Source organism: Bradyrhizobium sp. USDA 3256 (genome assembly GCF_054058275.1).
Map to the genome: position 1 here is coordinate 5717173 of NZ_JBSSAE010000002.1, position 19166 is coordinate 5736338.

The 19166-nt window shown below is 65.7% G+C and carries 17 protein-coding genes; 12 read left to right on the plus strand and 5 right to left on the minus strand.

Features of this window, described 5'->3' with window-relative positions; all coding sequences use genetic code 11:
- The first annotated feature begins 61 nt into the window (after positions 1–61).
- The 4 genes from ACVWY5_RS28980 (at position 62) to mdlC (ending at position 3836) form a co-directional block, all read left to right on the plus strand.
- Positions 62–568: a winged helix-turn-helix transcriptional regulator gene (locus ACVWY5_RS28980; protein WP_028334957.1), complete on the plus strand. Its 507-nt coding sequence runs from the start codon at positions 62–64 to the stop codon at positions 566–568.
- A 98-nt stretch (positions 569–666) separates the two neighbouring features.
- Positions 667–1050 carry a tautomerase family protein gene (locus ACVWY5_RS28985; RefSeq protein WP_038377580.1) on the plus strand — a complete coding sequence of 128 codons (384 nt, stop codon included), beginning with the start codon at positions 667–669 and terminating at the stop codon, positions 1048–1050.
- Positions 1051–1178: 128 nt separating this feature from the next.
- Positions 1179–2066 carry a BJP family subclass B3 metallo-beta-lactamase gene (gene blaBJP, locus ACVWY5_RS28990; RefSeq protein ID WP_028334982.1) on the plus strand — a complete coding sequence of 296 codons (888 nt, stop codon included), beginning with the start codon at positions 1179–1181 and terminating at the stop codon, positions 2064–2066.
- A 141-nt stretch (positions 2067–2207) separates the two neighbouring features.
- Complete coding sequence (mdlC, locus tag ACVWY5_RS28995; protein WP_028334956.1) at positions 2208–3836, plus strand: benzoylformate decarboxylase; 1629 nt, start codon at positions 2208–2210, stop codon at positions 3834–3836.
- A gap of 80 nt (positions 3837–3916) precedes the next feature.
- Here mdlC and ACVWY5_RS29000 read toward each other — a convergent pair whose 3' ends face one another.
- The gene (locus ACVWY5_RS29000; protein WP_038377579.1) at positions 3917–5473 is read right to left on the minus strand and encodes a 4-hydroxyphenylacetate 3-hydroxylase family protein; all 1557 of its coding nucleotides are present in this window, start codon (positions 5471–5473) and stop codon (positions 3917–3919) included.
- A gap of 91 nt (positions 5474–5564) precedes the next feature.
- Between ACVWY5_RS29000 and ACVWY5_RS29005 the strand changes: the two genes are divergently transcribed.
- Positions 5565–6179, plus strand: coding sequence for a TetR/AcrR family transcriptional regulator (locus ACVWY5_RS29005; protein ID WP_244978702.1), 615 nt, complete (start codon positions 5565–5567; stop codon positions 6177–6179).
- Positions 6180–6293: 114 nt separating this feature from the next.
- On the opposite strand, the gene ACVWY5_RS29010 is transcribed toward ACVWY5_RS29005, so the two are convergent.
- Positions 6294–7088: an SDR family oxidoreductase gene (locus tag ACVWY5_RS29010; protein ID WP_028334954.1), complete on the minus strand. Its 795-nt coding sequence runs from the start codon at positions 7086–7088 to the stop codon at positions 6294–6296.
- Positions 7089–7236: 148 nt separating this feature from the next.
- On the minus strand, positions 7237–7932 hold the full coding sequence (gene trhA / locus ACVWY5_RS29015) for a PAQR family membrane homeostasis protein TrhA (RefSeq protein WP_028334953.1): 696 nt from the start codon (positions 7930–7932) through the stop codon (positions 7237–7239).
- A 194-nt stretch (positions 7933–8126) separates the two neighbouring features.
- Here trhA and ACVWY5_RS29020 point away from each other — a divergent pair, with 194 nt between their 5' ends.
- Positions 8127–9590 (plus strand): YcjX family GTP-binding protein, encoded by a 1464-nt coding sequence (locus ACVWY5_RS29020; RefSeq protein ID WP_028334952.1) that lies wholly within the window; start codon positions 8127–8129, stop codon positions 9588–9590.
- A complete protein-coding gene (locus ACVWY5_RS29025) occupies positions 9587–10618 on the plus strand; it encodes a YcjF family protein (RefSeq protein ID WP_028334951.1) in 1032 nt (343 codons plus the stop codon). The genes ACVWY5_RS29020 and ACVWY5_RS29025 overlap by 4 nt, the downstream gene beginning before the upstream one ends.
- A 115-nt stretch (positions 10619–10733) precedes the next feature.
- On the opposite strand, the gene ACVWY5_RS29030 is transcribed toward ACVWY5_RS29025, so the two are convergent.
- Positions 10734–12275, minus strand: coding sequence for a glycosyltransferase family 39 protein (locus ACVWY5_RS29030; protein WP_051376196.1), 1542 nt, complete (start codon positions 12273–12275; stop codon positions 10734–10736).
- Positions 12276–12495: 220 nt separating this feature from the next.
- Between ACVWY5_RS29030 and ACVWY5_RS29035 the strand changes: the two genes are divergently transcribed.
- From ACVWY5_RS29035 to ACVWY5_RS29055, 5 genes are all read left to right on the plus strand, one after another.
- On the plus strand, positions 12496–14241 hold the full coding sequence (locus tag ACVWY5_RS29035; protein ID WP_456671724.1) for an adenylate/guanylate cyclase domain-containing protein: 1746 nt from the start codon (positions 12496–12498) through the stop codon (positions 14239–14241).
- 162 nt (positions 14242–14403) lie between these two features.
- Positions 14404–14631 carry a hypothetical protein gene (locus ACVWY5_RS29040; RefSeq protein ID WP_028334948.1) on the plus strand — a complete coding sequence of 76 codons (228 nt, stop codon included), beginning with the start codon at positions 14404–14406 and terminating at the stop codon, positions 14629–14631.
- Positions 14632–14839: 208 nt separating this feature from the next.
- Positions 14840–16039, plus strand: a complete 1200-nt coding sequence (gene sorA, locus ACVWY5_RS29045) for a SorA family sulfite dehydrogenase catalytic subunit (protein WP_028334947.1) — start codon at positions 14840–14842, stop codon at positions 16037–16039.
- A gap of 11 nt (positions 16040–16050) precedes the next feature.
- A complete protein-coding gene (sorB, locus tag ACVWY5_RS29050; protein ID WP_028334946.1) occupies positions 16051–16362 on the plus strand; it encodes a SorB family sulfite dehydrogenase c-type cytochrome subunit in 312 nt (103 codons plus the stop codon).
- Positions 16363–16645: 283 nt separating this feature from the next.
- On the plus strand, positions 16646–16846 hold the full coding sequence (locus tag ACVWY5_RS29055; RefSeq protein ID WP_016842427.1) for a cold-shock protein: 201 nt from the start codon (positions 16646–16648) through the stop codon (positions 16844–16846).
- Positions 16847–17044: 198 nt separating this feature from the next.
- Here ACVWY5_RS29055 and ACVWY5_RS29060 read toward each other — a convergent pair whose 3' ends face one another.
- Positions 17045–19135 (minus strand): tetratricopeptide repeat protein, encoded by a 2091-nt coding sequence (locus ACVWY5_RS29060; RefSeq protein WP_028334945.1) that lies wholly within the window; start codon positions 19133–19135, stop codon positions 17045–17047.
- Between the last annotated feature and the right edge of the window lie 31 nt (positions 19136–19166).

Below are 19166 nucleotides of genomic sequence, written 5' to 3' on the forward strand. Positions count from 1 at the left end.
ATTGACGATAGCCCATATTGCTATGAAAATCATAGCAACAATGCCGGATGAAGAAAACGTGATGGCAAGGCCAAAGGGCAACCCTGCTGACCAAACGCTGTGTCCGGTGGCGCGCGCCGAAACCGTGGTGGGCGACCGCTGGACCGTACTGGTGCTGCGCGAGCTGTTCGCGCGCAACCATCGTTTCGAGGAGATTCAGGCCCATACCGGCGCGACCCCGCAGATGCTCACCGCGCGGCTGAAGAAGCTCGAGGCGGACGGACTGGTGACGCGGCGCGTCTACAACAAGCGGCCGCTGCGCCACGAATATCATCTGACGGAGAAGGGCGCGGCGTTCTTCCCCGTCATGTTCGCGCTGCGCGCCTGGGGCGAGACCTGGTGCAAGTCACCCAGGGACGGTCTTTCCATGAACTATACGCATCTCAGCTGCCGCAAGCCGGCGGGGCTCGGTCCGATCTGCCAGTCGTGCGGCAAACCGCTGCATTGGGCGGACATGGTCGCGGAGCGAACGCCCAAATATCAGAAAGAGCGCGATGCGCGCTGGGAGGCCTTTAAGGCGGCCCGCTGAACGCACCGACGCCGCCGGCGCAAGCGAACAATGCCCATTTGCACTGTCGCACATCCCGATCACGCGGGGCCGAGCCCCGCATCACACAGGAGACCACCATGCCATTCGTTCGCATCGACCTGAAGCGCGGCAAGTCCGCCGAATATCGCAAAACCCTTGGCGAGATCGTCTACAAGGCGATGCGCGACGTAATCAACGTGCCCGAGAACGACAAGTTTCAGGTCATCACCGAGCACGACCGCGGCGATCTGAACTACGCCGACAACTATCTCGGCAACACCTACAGCGACGACCTCATCTTCATCCAGATCACCATGAATGCCGGGCGCACCGTCGAGATGAAGAAGGCGTTCTACAAGCGGATCGTGGACGACTATCAGAGCCCGCTGCAGGGACGGCCGGACGATGTTGTCATCAACCTCGTCGAGGTCGCCAAGGAGAACTGGTCGTTCGGCCACGGCATCGCCCAATACGCGAGCTGAACGCAGAACAGGAATGCGCCGGACGGACGGCCGCCTGCCCGGCGGCTTGCGGTCCGCAGCTTGCGCCCGGCGTTGCCGGCACGCATAGTGCCGCCCGTGCACGAACAACAACAAGCAGGGAGGCAACCATGAGGACGATCGCAGCCGCGCTGTGCGCGCTCACGCTGATCGCAACCGGTGCGCAGGCTCAGACGCTCAAGGACTTCATGGCTGTTGTCATGAAGAAATGGACCGCGCCGTTCGAACCGTTCCAGCTCATCGACAATATCTACTACGTGGGCACTGACGGGATCGCGGTCTACGTCATCAAAACGTCGCAAGGGCTGATCCTGATGGACACGGCGATGCAGCAGTCGACCGGCATGATCAAGGACAACATCGCCAAGGTCGGCTTCAAGGAGGGCGACATCAAGATCATCCTCAACACCCACGCCCATCTCGACCACACCGGCGGCTTTGCCGAGATCAAGAAGGAGACCGGCGCGCAACTGATCGCCGGCGAGCGTGACAAGCCGCTACTCGAGGGCGGCTATTATCCGGGCGACGAGAACAACACCGATCTTGCCTTTACGCCGGTGAAGGTCGATCGCACCGTCAAGGAAGGCGACAAGGTGACGCTCGGCGACACCACGCTGACCGCGCACACCACCCCCGGCCATTCGCCCGGCTGCACCAGCTGGGAGATCACGGTCAAGGATGGCAGCCAGGCGCGCAACGTGCTGTTCTTCTGCAGCGGAACGGTAGCGCTGAACCGGCTGGTCGGCCGTCCGACCTATCCTGGTATCGTCGACGACTACCGCTCGACCTTCACCAAGGTCAAGGCGATGAAGGTCGACGTGCTGCTCGGGCCGCATCCGGAGGTCTACGACATGCAGGCCAAGCGGGCGCAGATGAAGGACGGCGCGCCGAACCCGTTCGTCAAGCCGGGCGAAAATGCCACCTACGTGGCCGGGCTGGAGCAGGATTTCGACAAGCAGCTCGCCAAGCAGACCGCCGCGCTGCAGAAGGCCAACTAGCCGCAATTTGCGGCCGTTGCCGCAGCAACTATGGGCCCAGCGGCTTGACATCGTCAGGCAATCCATCGACAGGTGGATTGCCTTTCCGCTTTTGCCGCCCGCAATGACGGAACGTAACAAGACAGAAATGGGAGCCGCCCGATGTCGTCGCGCAAACCCGCCGCCAGCAAAGGCAAGACCGTCACCGTCAAGGACGCCACCTTCGGCCTGCTTCGCGCATGGGGCATCAAGAAGGTGTTCGGCAATCCCGGCTCGACCGAGCTGCCGTTCCTGAGCGACTGGCCCGACGACATCGACTACGTGCTCGGCCTGCAGGAGGCTTCCGTCGTCGGCATGGCCGACGGCTATGCGCTGGCGACGCGCAATGCCGGTTTCGTCAATCTGCATTCGGCGGCCGGCGTCGGCAACGCGCTCGGCAACATCTACAATGCCTATCGCAACCAGACCCCGCTGGTGATCACCGCGGGCCAGCAGGCGCGCTCGATCATGCCGCTGCAGGCCTTCCTCTATGCCGAGCGGGCCTCCGAATTCCCGCGGCCTTACGTGAAATTCGCGGTCGAGCCGGCGCGCGCCGAAGACGTGCCCGCCGCGATCGCGCGCGCCTATTATGTCGCGATGCAGCCGCCCTGCGGGCCGACCTTCGTCTCGGTGCCGATCGACGACTGGGCGCATGCGACGCAGCCGCTCGACGCGCGCCGGGTCAGCCGCGAGATCGGGCCCGACCTGTCGGCGATGCAGGCATTGGTGGCCGCGCTCGGCGAGGCCAAGCGCCCTGCCCTCGTCGTCGGACCGGCCGTCGATCGTGCCGAGGCGGTCGATCTCATGGTGAAGGTCGCCGAGAAATCGAAAGCCGCGGTCTGGGCGAGCCCGTTCTCGGCGCGCTGCTCGTTCCCCGAGCGGCATCCGCAATTCGCCGGCTTCCTGCATGCCGCGCCGGGCCAGCTCTCGGATGCGCTGCGCGATCACGATCTTGTCGTCGTGATCGGCGCGCCGGTCTTCACCTTCCATGTCGAGGGCCATGCCGCGATCTTCGACGGCTCGACCACGATCTTCCAGATCACCGACGATCCGGATGCCGCCGCGATGACGCCGACCGGCCACAGCATCGTCGCGACGATGAAGCCGGCGCTGACGGCGCTGCTCGAGATGCTGCCCGAGACGAAACGCGCCGCGCCGACCGGCCGTGTCCTGCCGCCGGCGCCGGCCACCGGCGACCCGATCCCCGCCGAATATGCGTTGCACGCGCTCTCGGCCGCGATGGGGCCGCATGATGCGCTGATCGAGGAAATACCGTCCCACCGTCCGCTGATGCAGAAGGCGATGCCGATGCACGGCCAGGACAGCTTCTACACCATGGCGAGCGGCGGCCTCGGCTACAGCCTGCCGGCCGCGGTCGGCATGGCGCTCGGCCGACGTCAGGGACGCACGGTCTGCCTGATCGGCGACGGCTCGGCGATGTATTCGATCCAGGCGCTGTGGACATCAGCGCAGCGCAAGCTGCCGCTGACGGTCGTGGTGCTGAACAATTCCGGCTACGGCGCGATGCGCTCGTTCAGCCAGGTGATGCAGGTGCGGAACGTGCCCGGCCTCGATTTGCCCGGCATCGATTTCGTCAAGCTCGCCGAAGGCATGGGCTGCGACGCCGTGCGGGTGACGAAGTCGGCCGAGCTCGCAAGCGCCTACTCGCGCGCGCTGTCGCATCAGGGCACCAGCCTGATCGAGGTGATGGTGGATTCCGCGGTGCCGCTGCTTTACACACAGAAGGCGTGAGCAAGGGTCCGTAGGATGGTGGAGCGAAGCGATACCCATCGTTCTGCCCGCGGATAGGATTTGATGGGTTTCGCTTCGCTCTACCCATCCTGCGAGAGTGCGTGTTGCTGCTCCAGCGCCGCCGCCGCCGACGGCGTCGGCACCTCGCAGCCGGTTGCGCAGCAGCGTCCTGGCTGCTTCGACACCCGTTGTCCCTGGTCGACAAGGCCGCGGCCGAGCAAATTCTCGACCAGCTCGGCCTTCTCCATCACCGGATAGTTGCGCCAGATCTCGCGCTTCATCGCCTCCGGTGAGCCGCCGCCGTGCAACGAGATCACCGAATACCAGCCGGCTTCGTGCGAGACGGTGAGGTCCTCGATCAGCCGCGCCACCTCGGCGCGCTGCTCGGCCGGGATATCGGGACGTCCGCCCATGACAGCGGCAAGCGAGGCGCGCGTTTCCGGATTGTGATCCTCGTCGGGACCCGGCAGCGCGACGATCAGCCCGCCGGAGACGTAGTGCGCGACGCGGTGCATGTCGTAGATCTTGGTCGCGAGCAGCAGCTTGCCGATGTTGGAGAACACCGCATCCGGCATCACCGAGCCCGCCGGATCCTTCGTGCAGTAGACCGAGGAGGCGACGCCGCAGGCGTAAAAGCTTTCGGTGATGGTGATGAGCTCGACCATCGCCTCGCGGATATGCGCGTGCTTCTCGGCATCGAGCCCGTTGGCCTCGATCATCAGCGCGCCGGCGCCGATCAAGAGATCGCCGAAGCCGGCACGGGCGCCGATGCAGGAATGCCGGTGATGCGTGGCGTAGGACGTCGTCAGGAAGCCGCCCTCCTCGGTCTCGCCGGCGAGGAACACGCGATCATGCGGCACGAACACGTCGTCGAACATCACGACGCCGACCGACTGGCCGTACTTGGCGGAGAATTTCGCCGCGGCATCACCGGGCCGGCCGGCCGGACGCGCGACGATGGTGACGCCGGGCGCATCGACCGGCACGGCGCAACAGACCGCAAAATCCTTGTCGGCAGGCACATGGGTGCGGCACGGCATGACAAGGAATTCGTGCATGTAAGGCGCGCCGGTCACGATCGCCTTGGTGCCGCGGATCACGATGCCGTCGGGCCGGCGTTCCTTGATATGGACGTAGACGTCCGCATTGGCCTGCAGGCCGGGACGTTTCGAGCGGTCGCCCTTCGCATCGGTCATGGCGATGCCGAGCGTCAGATCCTGGTCCTGCACCTCGTGCAGATAGTTGAGGAAGCGCTGGCTGTAATCGGTGCCGTGGCGATCGTCGGTCAGCCTGGTCGCCTGATAGAGACCGTTCAGCGCATCATGGGTCAGGTAGCGCTGCGCGCAGCCCGACGTCCTGCACACCAGCCGCACCGCCTCGAGCTTGTCGAGCAGGTCCTGCGAGCTCCGATTGATGTGGAGCATGCGGTTGACGGTCTTGCCCGAGGTGCCCTGCCGCGCCGTCATGATCGGCACATGCTCGGGCTGCAGCGCGAAATCATAGGTCACGCCGACGCCCGCCACGCCCGGCGCCAGCAACGGCTCGTCCGCGACGCTCGCAACGGCCGCGCCGTTGACGAACACACGCGGCTTGTAGCGGCGCAGGGATTCCCGGTAGTCCGCAGCCGTCATCAGCATGGCGCTTCTCCCTTGCTCATTTATTCTAACACTGTTAAATCATCTAACGCTGTTAGAATTGAGTCAAGAACGGATTCGCCGGAACATGCAGATGCGCGAGAGCAGGAAGGAAGCGGTCAGCCGCCACAAGCGGGAGCTGATCCTCGACGCGGCGCGCAGCGTGTTCGCGGAGGAAGGCCTCGAGGGCGCGAGCCTGCGGGCGATCGCGACGCGGGCCGGCTACACGCCGGCGGCGCTGTACTTCCATTTCGATTCCAAGGAAGCGATCTACGCCGAGGTGCTGCGGCAATCGCTGGCCTCGCTCGGCGAAGCCGTCAGTGCGGCAGTCGCGACGACGCGCGGCGCCAGGCAGCAGCTGCACGCCGCAGGCATGAGCTTCTTCCGCTATTACGCGGACAACCCGCGCGACCTCGATCTCGGCTTCTATTTGTTCCGCGGCGGCATGAAGCCGGCCGGGCTCGGCCATGACCGCGATCACGCGCTGAACGCCGCGCTGGAGGCGGCGCTGCATCCGATCGCCGAAGCTGCAGAGGCGCTCGGCGCCTCCAGGTCGAAGGCGAACACGGTGATGGTGGACTGCTTCGCGCATGCGACCGGCCTCCTGCTGCTGTTGCACACCGGCCGCATCAGGATGTTCGGCGCCTCGGCGCCCGATTTGATGGATGCCTATCTGCGCGACAAGATCGCGCAGATCGCAAAGGATTGAGGCCGCCTCAGTTGCGCGGGCGATATCGTAGCCCGGATGAAGCGCAGCGAAATCCAGGATTCACGCGCGCACGTTCGACCCGGATTACGTTTCGCTCCATCCGGGCTACAGGTCTCACTTCCCGTGCGCTTCCCGCATCTTGGCCTGAATCTTGGCCATGCCGCCGATCCAGCGGTCGTAATTCTCGGTCTTCTTGCGCATGTAGCCGAGCACCTGCGGATGCGGCAGGATCAGGAAGGTCTCCTGCTCGATGCCCTTGAGTGCATCCTGCGCGACCTGCTCGGCGGAAAGATCGCCGTCGCCGGACTGCGGGCCCTTCGGGATCGAGCGCAGCATGTTGGTGTCGACGCCCTGCGGGCAGAGGATCGAGACCTTGATGTTGTCGGCGCGGTGCGAGATCGCGAGATTTTCCGCAAAGCCGACCGCGGCGTGCTTGGTGGTCGAATAGGCCGGGCTGCCGACCTGCGACAAGAGGCCCGCGGCCGAGATCGTGTTGAGGAAATAGCCGCCGCCGCGCGCCTTCATGCGCGGCACCAGATGCCGCGCCGCATAGACATGCGCCATCACATGGATCGCCCAGCTCCGCGACCACGGCTCGTCCGAGGTACCGCCGGCATTTTTGGACAATGGGTCGAAGCCGCCGCCGATGCCGGCGTTGGAGCAGAACAGCGCGATCGGGCCGAACATGCGCTCGGTCTCGTCGATCACATGCAGAATGTTCTTCTCCTGCCCGACGTCGCATTTGAAGGCGGCACCGCCGACCGTTGCCGCGACCTTCTCGGCCGCGCCATGATCGAGGTCGACGACCACGACCTTCGACGCGCCCGCGGCATGGAATGCCTCGCACAGCGCCTTGCCTATGCCATTGCCACCGCCGGTGACCACCACAACCTTACCTGCCACCTGCATGGCCATCCTCCCGATATCTTGATTTTAGCGCATGATCCGGAAAGCCGGTCTCATGTTCAAACAGAGGGATCATGATATCCCATCTTTTGCCGATGCATGATCTTTTCGCGAGGCCGGCCCGGCCCTGTGCGTAACGCCGGCGGACCGCTCAGCTCGCCAGCACGACGTCGAACACGGCCGTGTAGTGGCAGGCGGCCCCGAGCAGCACGAAGCAGTGCCAGATCGCGTTCTGGAAGCGCAGCCGCCGCCAGGAGTGGAAGATCACGCCCAGGCTGTAGAGGATGCCGCCGGCCAGCACGAAGCCGAGCGCCATCGCCGGCAGCGCCTTCACGACGCGGTCGTAGAGCATGATGCCGCTCCAGCCCATCGCGAGATAAAGCCCGACCGAGAGCCGGTCGAAGCGGCCCGGATAGCGCAGCTTCAGCCAGATCCCGACGATCGCCACGCACCACACCCCGACCAGCAGCGCGATCGCGAAGGTGCTGTCCTTCAGTTCCACGATGAACGGCGTATAGGTCGCGGCGATCAGCAGATAGATCGCAGAGTGATCGAAGCGCCGCAGCACCCATTTGGCGCGCGACACCGGCCAGAGATTATAGGTCGCCGACAGCACCAGCATCGCGAGCAGGCCGGCGACATAGACCGACACCACGGCGATGTCGAACGGACCGGCATAGACCGCGGTCAGCACGATCAGCGCGGTGGCGGCCACCAGCCCGAAAGCGACGCCGACGAGATGAACGACGCCGTCGGCGATCAGTTCGGCACGGTCGTAGTTCCACAGCGCGGCGCCGGCCGCGTGGATCGAGGTCGAGGCAAGTTGCTTCAGGCGGAAGACCGTCATGCAGGCTTTCCCGTAGGCCGATGGACGATGGGGAGCGCGGGCGGTGTGACGCGTTCAATTCCCGTGCCCCCCACAATCCCCTCGCCTGCAAAGGCGCCGGAAATGTGAAGCTTGATTTTGGCCCGATAATCGCCACCTTGCGGGTGATCGCCCGCCCCTTTTGGTCCCTCCTGCCGGGTTTTCGTTAACCCTCCATGCCCCCCAGCTTCACTGATATCGTCGAGGAAGCCCGTCTCTCGGCGCGGGCACTGCTCGACTATGGCGAGGGGTTCTTCAACCCGACGGTGCGGCTCGGCGTCACCGGCCTATCGCGCGCCGGCAAGACCGTGTTCATCACCGCGCTGGTGCACGGCCTGACCCGCGGCGGCCGCTTCCCGGTGTTCGAGGCCTATGCCTCGGGGCGGATCGCGCGCGCCTATCTCGCCCCGCAGCCCGACGATGCGGTGCCGCGCTTCGCCTACGAGAACCATGTCCGTACATTGGTCGAGGAGCGGCGCTGGCCGAGCTCGACCACCGACATCTCCGAACTCCGTCTCGTGATCGAGTATCAGCGGCAAAATGGCGCGGACCGCACGCTGACCCTCGATATCGTCGACTATCCCGGCGAGTGGCTGCTCGATCTGCCGCTGCTCAACAAGAGCTACGAGCAGTGGTCGGCGGAGAGCCTTGCGCTGTCGCGCGAGCCGCTGCGCGCAAAACTCGCGGCGCCCTGGCATGCGCATCTCGCGACGCTGAAGCCAGAGGGCAAGGAGGACGAGCAGGCCGCGCTGACCGAAGCAAGGCTATTCACCGACTATCTGCGCGCCTGCCGCGACGAGCGCTTCGCGATGAGCCTGTTGCCGCCCGGCCGCTTCCTGATGCCTGGCAATCTCGCCGACACACCGGCGCTCACCTTTGCGCCGCTCGACGTGCCTGCAGACGGCAGCGCGGGTGACGGCTCGCTGTGGGCCATGATGCGGCGGCGCTTTGAAGCCTACAAGGACGTCGTGGTGCGGCCGTTTTTCCGCGACCATTTCGCGCGGCTCGACCGCCAGATCGTGCTGGCCGATGCGCTCGCCGCATTCAATGCCGGCCCCGAGGCGCTGCACGATCTCGAGGCCGCGCTCGCCGGCATTCTCGACTGCTTCCGGATCGGCCGCAGCACGATCCTGAGCGCGCTGTTCCGGCCGCGCATCGACCGCATCCTGTTCGCGGCTACCAAGGCCGACCATCTGCACCACCAGAGCCACGACCGGCTGGAGGCCGTGCTGCGGCGGATCGTGGCCAAGGCCGCCGAGCGCGCCGAATATGCCGGCGCCGACATCGACGTCGTCGCGCTCGCCGCGGTGCGCGCCACGCGCGAGGCGCAGGTCCAGCGCGGGCGCGACCGGCTGCCGTCGATCCTCGGCACGCCGGCGCCGGGCGAGGTCGCCAATGGCGAGCCGCTTGACGGCGAGACGGAAGTTGCGACCTTTCCGGGCGACCTGCCCGACAATCCGGAGGAGCTGTTGAACGGCGGTTTCCGCGGTCTCTCAAGCTCGGACACAGAGGCCGCGGACTACCGCTTCCTGCGCTTCCGTCCGCCAAAGCTGGAACGAAACGGCGATGCAGAGCCGGCGCTGCCTCACATCCGCCTTGACCGCGCCCTCCAGTTCCTGATCGGAGACAAACTGCAATGAACGAGAAGACGCCCCCGCGGCGGCCGGCGACGTTCAAGCTCGACGATCCCGGCGTGGTCGTGATGGATCCGGACGACGGCGGCCGCCTCACCCGCGGCACGATCCAGATCGTGCCCGAGGCCGAGCCCGCGCAGCTCCCGGTGCCGGTTGATACGCCGCTGGCGCCGGCGCGCCGCGGCTTCCGTTGGGGCACGCTGTTCTGGAGCGCGGTCGCGGGCCTCGTGGTGCTCGGCACCGGGCTTGGCGTCATCAATCTGGTCGAGGACCTGTTCGCGCGCAATGAAGGCCTCGGCTTCCTCGGGCTCGCGCTCGCCGTCATCGCCGCGGTGGCGCTCGCGGTCGTGACCACGCGCGAACTCGTCGGCCTGGCGAGGCTTGCGACGATCGAGAAGCTACATCTGCGCGCCGCCGAGGTGCTGATCAGCGACGACCGGGCCGCAAGCCGCGCGATCGTTGCCGATTTGCTCAAGCTCGCGCACCAGACCCCGCAGCTCGCCCGCGCCCGCAGCGCGCTGCAGAGTCACACCAACGACATCATCGACGGCGCCGATATGATCCGACTCGCCGAACGTGAATTAATGACGCCGCTCGACGAGGAAGCGCGGCGGCTGGTGTCGAAGGCGGCGCAACGCGTCTCGGTCGTGACCGCGGTCAGCCCGCGCGCGCTGTTCGACGTGCTGTTCGTGTTCGTGGCGAGCCTGCGGATGATCCGCCAACTGGCGCGGCTCTATGGCGGCCGGCCCGGCGCGCTCGGCATGATCCGCCTGCTGCGCCACGTCATCGCGCACCTCGCCATCACCGGCGGCATGGCCGCCAGCGACAGCCTGATCCAGCAGATGCTCGGTCACGGCATCGCGGCAAAGCTGTCACAACGCCTCGGCGAAGGCATGCTCAACGGCCTGTTGACCGCCCGGCTCGGCCTCGCCGCGATCGACGTCACCCGCCCGCTTCCCTTCAACGCCCTGCCGCGCCCGGCGCTGACTGATCTCGCGAAGGACCTGATCCGCAAGCGCGAGGAAGAGGAATGAGGTGCTTGCCTCGCCCCGCTTGCAGGGAGAGGCCGGAATTTTCGCGAAGCGCAAATTCCGGGTGAAGGGGAGTCTCCGCGAGACCAATTCTCGCCGTCCCCGCGGAGACTCCCCCTCATCCCGACCTTCGCAGAGCGAGCTCTGATCGTCTCGTCCCCGCAAGCGGGGAGAAGGAGGCGGCCAGCACCCGCCAGCGGAAGAAAGTGGTGTCCGGCGGCGGCGACAGATCGGGGGTCCAGCCGCTGATCTTCTCCAGCGCATAGGTGTCCATCGCCATGCCGCGCCAGCTGCGCGTCACGCGCTCCAGCGGCTGGCGCACCGCTGATGTCTCGCGCCACAGCGGCAGATTGTTCTCGGGCTCGCGCCCGACATAAATGCCGGCGTGATCGCGGATCTTGCTCATGCCGGGATCGGCAAAGCCCTGGAAGCGGCCCCGCTCGTTGATTTCGATGACCGTCACCTTCCCGCGCAGCAACCAGCGCAGCATCGCATAGGTGCGATAATCTGTTGTCGCGACCCAGGTCGCGCCGGTCGCCTCAACCTGCGCCAGCGTGCGCGCGGCCACCACATCGTAGCCTGCCTCGGTGCTGATCGGATCGGTGCGCCCGATCAGATTCCACGGCGCGAACATGTAATAGAGGAAGACGCAGACGACGAACACGACGCCTGATGTGATCGCGGTCCGCGCCCAATAGACCGTCGATTTGACGAGCCCGACCGACCAGCCCTCGAACGGCATCCGCGTGACGTTGATGGCAACCGCCGCGAAGCCAGCCGGCCACAGGAACATCGGCCAGGTGTCGCCGACCCGCAGCGTCAAGGACTTCCAGAGGAAGTAGATGAACGGCACCAGCACCGCGGTCGCCAGCAGGATCGCGACCGGCTCTCGCTTGCGGTAGCCGCGCCATGCCGTCAGCGCGGTGCCGAACAGCGTCACCGGCAGCAGCACGAAGCCGACCAGGCCGAACTGCATGCCGATGAACTCGCCGACGGTGCGCAGCGTGAAGGCACGCTCTGCGGTGGCGCGCACCGCCTGGAAGCGGAACGAGGCCCAGTCATGCTCGGCATTCCAGATCAGCACCGGCGCGAACACGACGATCGCGATCAACGCGGCGAAGTACGGATACGGGCTGCGCAACCAGCGCCAGCGCCAGTCCGGCACCAGCGCAAAGGCGAGCACCGCCGGCGCGAACATGATCGCGGTGAATTTCGACAGCAGCGCCAGTCCGGCAAACAGACCCGCCGCGAGCCACCAGCGTCCGTCACCACTTTGCGCAAGCCGGACCAGTGACCACAGCATCGCCACCGAAAACGGTATCAGCGCCGTATCGGGCGCGACCTTGGCCATCAAGAGGCCGTAATACAGCGCCGCCTCCGGCAGCAGCAGCGCCAGCATCACCGCGCGGATGTTGTTGGCCGTCACGCGCCGGACGATGTCGGCGAGCAGGAGCTGGGTGGCCAGCATCGCCACGATGCCGCCGAGGCGGACGCCGAGATTGGTATCGCCGAGGATCGCGGTCCCGAAGCGGATGAACCAGGCGACCATCGGCGGATGGTCGAGGAAGGACAGCACATTTTCCTTCGACCAGGTCCAGTAATAGGCCTCGTCGGTGCGCAGATCGAGCGCATGGGCGTAGACCAGCCGCATCGCGGTCATGGCAACGATCACGGCGATGACGCCCCGCCAATCCGGCGCGCGCGAACGGGCCGGCTTAACGCTGTTGTTATCGGCTCCAGGTTCGGTTTGGGCTATCGTCACGGCGCGCTTTTTGTTCGACTCTTAACGGAGTGTCAACGTGCCGCGCGGCCTGCCCTCACGGCTCGTGCGGACCCGCGGTGGTGTTCAGCGCGGGAATTAACCACTAGACTTGCCGATCATGAATCACATGGCCTCCCCCTCGCGCGAGCACTTGCAGGACATGGCCCGCGGTATCGGCCTGCGGCAGGTCCGCATCGTCACGGGGGCGATCATGTTCGCCTACCTGATCAGCCATTTCCTCAACCATGCGCTCGGCAATATCTCGACGCAGGCGCTGGCGATCGGGGTCTACTACCACACCGAGTTCTGGCAGTTCCTGCCGGTCGCGATCGTGTTCTACATCGCCTGCCTGGTGCATACCGGGCTCGGCATCTGGGCGCTCTATCAGCGCCGCGAGTTCCACTGGAAGGCGATCGAGCCGCTGCAGCTCACGCTCGGCCTCAGCATCCCGATGCTGATCGTTGCGCACGTTGTCGGCGTACGGCTCGGCCAGACCCTGTACGGGCAAGAGAAGCTCTACCCCCAGGAGCTGTACACCTTCTTCATCGCCTCGCCGAACCGGCTGTGGCAGATGCTGGCGGTGCTGGTGATCGCCTGGGTGCATGGCTGCATCGGCCTTTATTTCTGGCTGCGGCTGCGTCCGTTCTTCAAGCGCGCCGCGCCGTTCCTGCTCGCCGGAGCCGTGCTGATCCCGACCCTGGCGATGCTCGGTATCTACCAGGGCGGCCGCGCTACGATCGCGGATTATCAAGATCCCGACTGGCGGCGCGAGGAGCTGTCGGTGCAGAAGCTCGGCACCGCGGCGCAGGGGACCACGCTCGAGAAGATCACCGACGGCCTGACCATCGGCTATCTCGGCCTGCTCGGCCTCGTGCTGCTGGCGCGCGGCGCGCGGGCCCTGCTGGAGCGCCGCGGCGGCATGATCGCGCTGTCCTACGGCAACGGTCGGACGCTGCGGGTACCGAAGGGATTGAGCGTGCTGGAAGCAAGCCTGCGCTACAACGTGCCGCATGCGAGCGTCTGCGGCGGCCGCGCACGCTGCTCGACCTGCCGCATCCGCATCATCGGCGATCACGCCGGCTTGCCCGAGCCCTCGCCGCGCGAAGCCTTCGTGCTGCACCGGGTCGGCAATGACGATCCGTCGATCCGGCTGGCCTGCCAGTTGCGGCCCACCGCCGACCTGAACTTCTTCCAGCTGTTCCTGCCGAGCACGACGTCGGCCAACGCGCACGCCGCCAATCCGGCACGGGTCGGCCAGGAGCGCTATCTGGTCAGCATGTTCGTCGACATGCGCGGCTCGACGCAGCTTGCCGAGAAGCGGCTGCCGTTCGACACGGTGTTCATCGTCAACCGCTTCCTCGGCGCGGTGTCGCAGGCGGTGCTGGAGGCCGGCGGGCGGCCCAACCAGTTCATCGGCGACGGCATGCTGGCGCTGTTCGGGCTCGCCACCGACCGGCAGGTGGCCTGCCGCCAGGCGTTGCGCGCGGCGGCGCTGATCGCAACCCATATCGACGAGCTGAACCAGTTCCTGAGCCACGATCTGCGCGAGCCGATCCGCTTCGGCATCGGCATCCATGGCGGCGAGGTGATCGTCGGCGATATCGGCTATCGCGACCACATGGTGTTCACCGCGCTCGGCGATGCCGTCAACGTCGCGGCACGGCTGCAGGACATGACCAAGGCGCTGGCCTGCGAGGCGATCATCTCGGACGAGGTGCGCGTCACCGCCGGGCTAGCCGACGACGCCCTGCCGGCGCAGGAGGTCGCGATCCGCGGCCGCAACGAGCCGATGACCGTGCGCACGGTCGAAAAGACGCAGCTCCTGTCGACGCTGGTCGACGACCGGCGTGCCGTCGCGGCCTGACCGGTTCATCTCCGCTTTAGCCCAATGTGACCTGCCGCACATCCGACGGTGCGTTCAGCAGAGATGCTCGAACGTGCCCGGTGCCGGATGCGACTGACTGGCGATGGGTAACACTGCAACCGCGCCGCGACAGAGCTCAACGCGCATCCGAAGGAGAAGACCATGTTTCGCAAAGTCACGCTCGCTCTCGCCACTGCCGCAACCCTCGGTGCCGCCGCGCTGGCGCCGACCGCAGCTTCCGCCAAGCCGTTCTTCTGGCATCCGCATCACCATCACTTCTGGGGCGGCCCGGGCGTTGCCGTCGGCTTCGTCGACTCCGGCTGCTACGCCACCCGCCTGGTGCTGACGCCCTACGGCTATCGCTATCGCACCGTGAACGTCTGCTACTGATCGAACCTTCTACTTGGATGGAAACGCCCCGGTCGTCCACGCGACCGGGGCTTTTCGTTGTTGCGACGCAACGCTGCGAAAGCTCAATTGACTCGCGGTTGTCAGGTGCGACATTTGGACCGCGCGCATTCCATGATGCGAAGGCGCGCAAGGCAATCTGGGCCCGGTGATGACCGGCTCACGACAGAACAGCTTCGGAGGAAGCGGAATGCTCGATCGACGAGACTTGATGAAGCGCGCCGGATTGGCCGCTTTGGTGACGGGGCTGGGATCAAGGGGCGCATTCGCCCTCGACACCGTGACGCTGCCCTTCGGCAACGGCGAGCGGCCGCTCGTGCGCTACCCGCAAAAGCGCCCGATGATCGGCCTGACCGCCCGTCCGCCGCAGCTGGAAACGCCGTTTGCGATCTTCAACGACGGCCCGATCACGCCGAACAATGCGTTCTTTGTCCGCTATCATCTCGCCGACCTCCCTTACAATCTCGATCCGGACAAGTTCACGCTGGAGATCAAGGGCAAGGTCGACAAGCCGCTGAAGCTGTCGCTGAAGGACATCAGGAAGCTGAAGGCAACCGAGATCGTTGCCGTCAACCAGTGCTCCGGCAACAGCCGCGGCTTCTTCAGTCCGCGCGTCGCCGGCGGCCAGCTCGGCAACGGCGCGATGGGCTGCGCGCGCTGGCATGGCGTGCCGCTGAAGGCCGTGCTCGACATGGCCGGCGTGCAAGCCGGCGCCAGGCAGGTCACCTTCAACGGCATGGACGGTCCGGTCAGCGACAAGACGCCGGATTTCGTCAAGGCGCTCGACGTTGATCACGCCCGCGACGGCGAGGTGATGCTGGCCTGGGGCATGAACGGCGAGGACCTGCCGTTCCTCAACGGCTTCCCGCTCCGCCTCGTGGTGCCCGGCTATTACGGCACCTATTGGGTGAAGCACCTCAACGAGATCACCGTGATCGACAACGTGTTCGAGGGCTTCTGGATGAAGTCCGCCTACCGGATACCGGATACGCCGAACAATGCGGTCGAGCCCGGCACCGCACCGAAGGCCACGATCCCGATCAATCGCTTCACGGTGCGCTCGTTCATCACCAGCGTTGCCGACGGTGCCAAGCTGAAGGCCGGCCGCAGCATGCTGCGCGGCATCGCCTTCGACGGCGGTAAAGGCATCAAGGAGGTGATGGTCTCGACCGACGGCGGCAAGAGCTGGACGCCGGCCAAGCTCGGCAAGGACCTCGGCAAATACGCCTTCCGCGAATGGAAGTTGCCGGTGAAACTCGCAGCCGGTCCCGCAGAGCTGAAGGTGCGCGCCACCAACAATGCCGGCGACACCCAGCCGATGGATCCGTTGTGGAATCCGGCCGGCTATCTGCGCAACGTCGTCGAAACCGTGCGCGTCACCGCAGCGTGAGGAGAAGCATCATGACCAGCAAGCTGCTTCCATCCCTCGCCGCGATCGCCGCGCTGTCGATCTGCGCCGCCATCGCCGCGCCCGTGAACTACACGGTCCCCGAGGAGATCGCGGCCTTCAAGCCGGGTCCCAACCTCGACGTGGTGCAAAACAACTGCACGGCCTGCCACTCGGCCGACTACATCAAGACCCAGCCGCAGGGCGAGAAGTTCAAGAAGGATTTCTGGCAGGCCGAGGTGACCAAGATGATCAAGGTCTACGGTGCGCCGATCGACGAAGCCGACGTCGGCAAGATCGTCGAATACCTCTCCGCGACCTATTAAGACGCGGCCGGTCGATCCCCGCGCGCCGGCCGAAAAGGCAGCGCGCGGGACGATCGATCCAGTTCGGTACACTGGAACCGATCCGTTTTTGCAGCGCATCAATTGACCACGAAACGGGCAATCCGACGTAAAACCCCCGCAAAGCGGGTTGTTTCCGGCCAAAAACACACCGTCGTTTGATCTACCCAGCTTTTTTCAAACTGCTATCCTGTCGTTGCGGACAAGCCGGTTTTTGCGGGGACCGACTGGTCTGTTTTCGATTGATTCCGCGGAGACGACTGGAATGCCCAAAGGTACAGTGAAGTGGTTCAACCCGACCAAGGGTTATGGATTCATCCAGCCCGCAACGGGCGGCAAGGACATTTTCGTGCATATTTCAGCAGTTCAGAAGGCTGGCCTTCAGACCCTCAACGAAGGTCAGTCGGTTGAATACGAAGAGATTGCAAATCGCGGCAAGACGTCAGCCGAAAACCTCAAGGTCTAGCGTCACAGCGCCAGATCCGGCGGCGCACTCTCGGACGCCATCCGGGAGTGGGGGCCGATCCACACACCAGACAACGTGACGTTCGGCGGGGCGGGCACGCTGCCCGCGCGCCACGGCGTTGAACTATTTCGGCGGCCACCGCTCGCGCGCCGACGACTACCTTTTGCGCCGGGAAGCGCGCGGCTGCGCGTTGCAGCATCACAGGCACGTGCCGCTCTGGCCGTTGCCGCACGGCACCCTCTTCGACAGCTCCTGGACCTTGCGCTTCGACTCGGCCTGCGCCAGCACGTCGAACACGCTTGACGGCGTGAGCCGCGTTGCCTTGCGGAAGTCCTCGGTCGCCTTGTCGGCATGGTTGAGCGCCTCATGCGCCTTGGCGCGGGCGAACAGGCCCTCAACCGTCTCCTTCTGCGCAATCGCCCGGTCAAGATCCTCGACCGCCTTGTCGTAGTTGCGCAACGCCGACCAGGTGATGCCGCGCAGTGTCAGCGCCGGCTGATAATCGGGCCGCGCAGAGAGGATGAAGTTGAGATCCTTCATCGCGTTATCCGGCTTCTTCAGCCCGAGATAGGCCCGCGCGCGCAGCACATGCGGGAAGGCATCGTTGGGCGCCCGCGTGATGATCTGGTCGAAGGCGGCGATGGCGCGGTCGTACTGGGAGGAAGTCAGCATCGCGAGCCCGCGGCCGAGCTGTGCCGTCGGATTGTTCGGGCTTCGCTCCAGCACAGCGTCGATATCGACCAGTCCCTCATCTGCGCGGCCCTTGAGCATCAACGCGAGGCCGCGCCACGATTTGGCGATCAGATTGGTCGGCACCAGCGCCAGGGCCTGATCGAAATCCAGGAGCGCCTTGTCGAGCTGGTTGAGGCCGATATGAGCGAGCCCACGCTCGGTGAAAGCGAGCGTCTCCTTGGGATTGAGCGAGATCGAATGATCGTAGTCGGCGAGCGCGTCCTGCACCTTGCCGGTGCCGGCCTTGACGAGGCCGCGCGCCAGATAGGCCAACGAATTGTTCTGATCGAGCGTGATGGCACGGCCGGCGTCGGCCATCGCTTCATCGAACCGCCGTATGCCGGCGGCATTGAGCGCGCGGGACGCCAGCAGCTGCGGATCGTCCGGCTTGAGCTTGAGCAGGGCATTGAGATCGTTGCGCGCGTCCGCCGACCGGCCGAGCTTTGAATAGGCCAGTGCACGCAGGCGCAGCGCAGCCTCGTTGCGGGGATCGCCGCCCAGCACCTGGGTGAGATTGGCAACGGCGCCCGCATAGTTGCCCTGTGCGACGAGCTGCTTGGCCTGCTCGACCTGCTGGTTACCCGCCGCCGGCGCCTGTGCGGCGGTTCGCGGCGCCGTCGCGCCTGGAGCTGGCGTCGCCGGTGTCGGCGCGGCATGCGGCGGCGTGCCGCCGCCTGCCTTGGCCAGTTCGGCCTGCATCGCCAGCGCCTGCTGACGCTGCTGCTGGATCTCCTTGTTGTCGGGAAGCATTGTCAAGAGCCGGTCGAAGTCGCCAATGGCCCTGACATAGTCGCCCTTGGCGCTGTAGAGCTGGGCACGGGCGAAATAGGCGTTGCGCTCGGCCTGCGGCGCCTGCGCGATCGCGCGCGAGAAATCCTCGATCGCTTTATCCATGTCGCCCTTGCGGCGATAGGCCTGACCGCGCCAGTAGAATGCATTCGGCGTGCCGGCGTTGACGGCAATCGCGGTGTTGGCGTCGGCCAGCGCCAAATCGGGCTGTCCGGTTTCGACATAGGCCCGCGCACGCCCGACATGCGCCGCGGGGAGATCCTGCCGCAACGTGATCGCCTGGCCGTAATCCGAGATCGCATCGCTCCAGGCGTGCTGGTCGGCGCGCAGATTGCCGCGCGCCAGGAAGCCGAACGGGTTCTTCGGTTCGAGTTCGATCGCGCGATCGAAATCGGCGCGGGCCTGATCCAGGCTGCCCTTGCGTTGCTGGACATAGCCGCGCGCGATCAGCGCCGGCACGAATTGTCCATTCAGCTGCACCGCGGCATCGGCATCGCTGAGGGCCTGATCGATCTTGCCGCGCGCGATGTCAAATCGCGAGCGGCCGGTGAAGGCTTTGGTACGGTCCTCCGTGGAGCGTGCGGTATCGTTGATGATGCCCGAGCAGGCCGCCTCGGCCTTGTCCGTCGGCGGCCCGCCGCAATCCTCGACATCACCTGCGCGGGCCGGGCCGGCAAGCGCAGGCCAAAGCAGCAGCGCAATCGCCAGCAGCAGTGGGAAACGAACGCCGCCGCTGGCGGCATCAATGCAGATCGAACGTGAACGCATGTGGTAGCCTCGGGTTGACCGAATGCTGCCG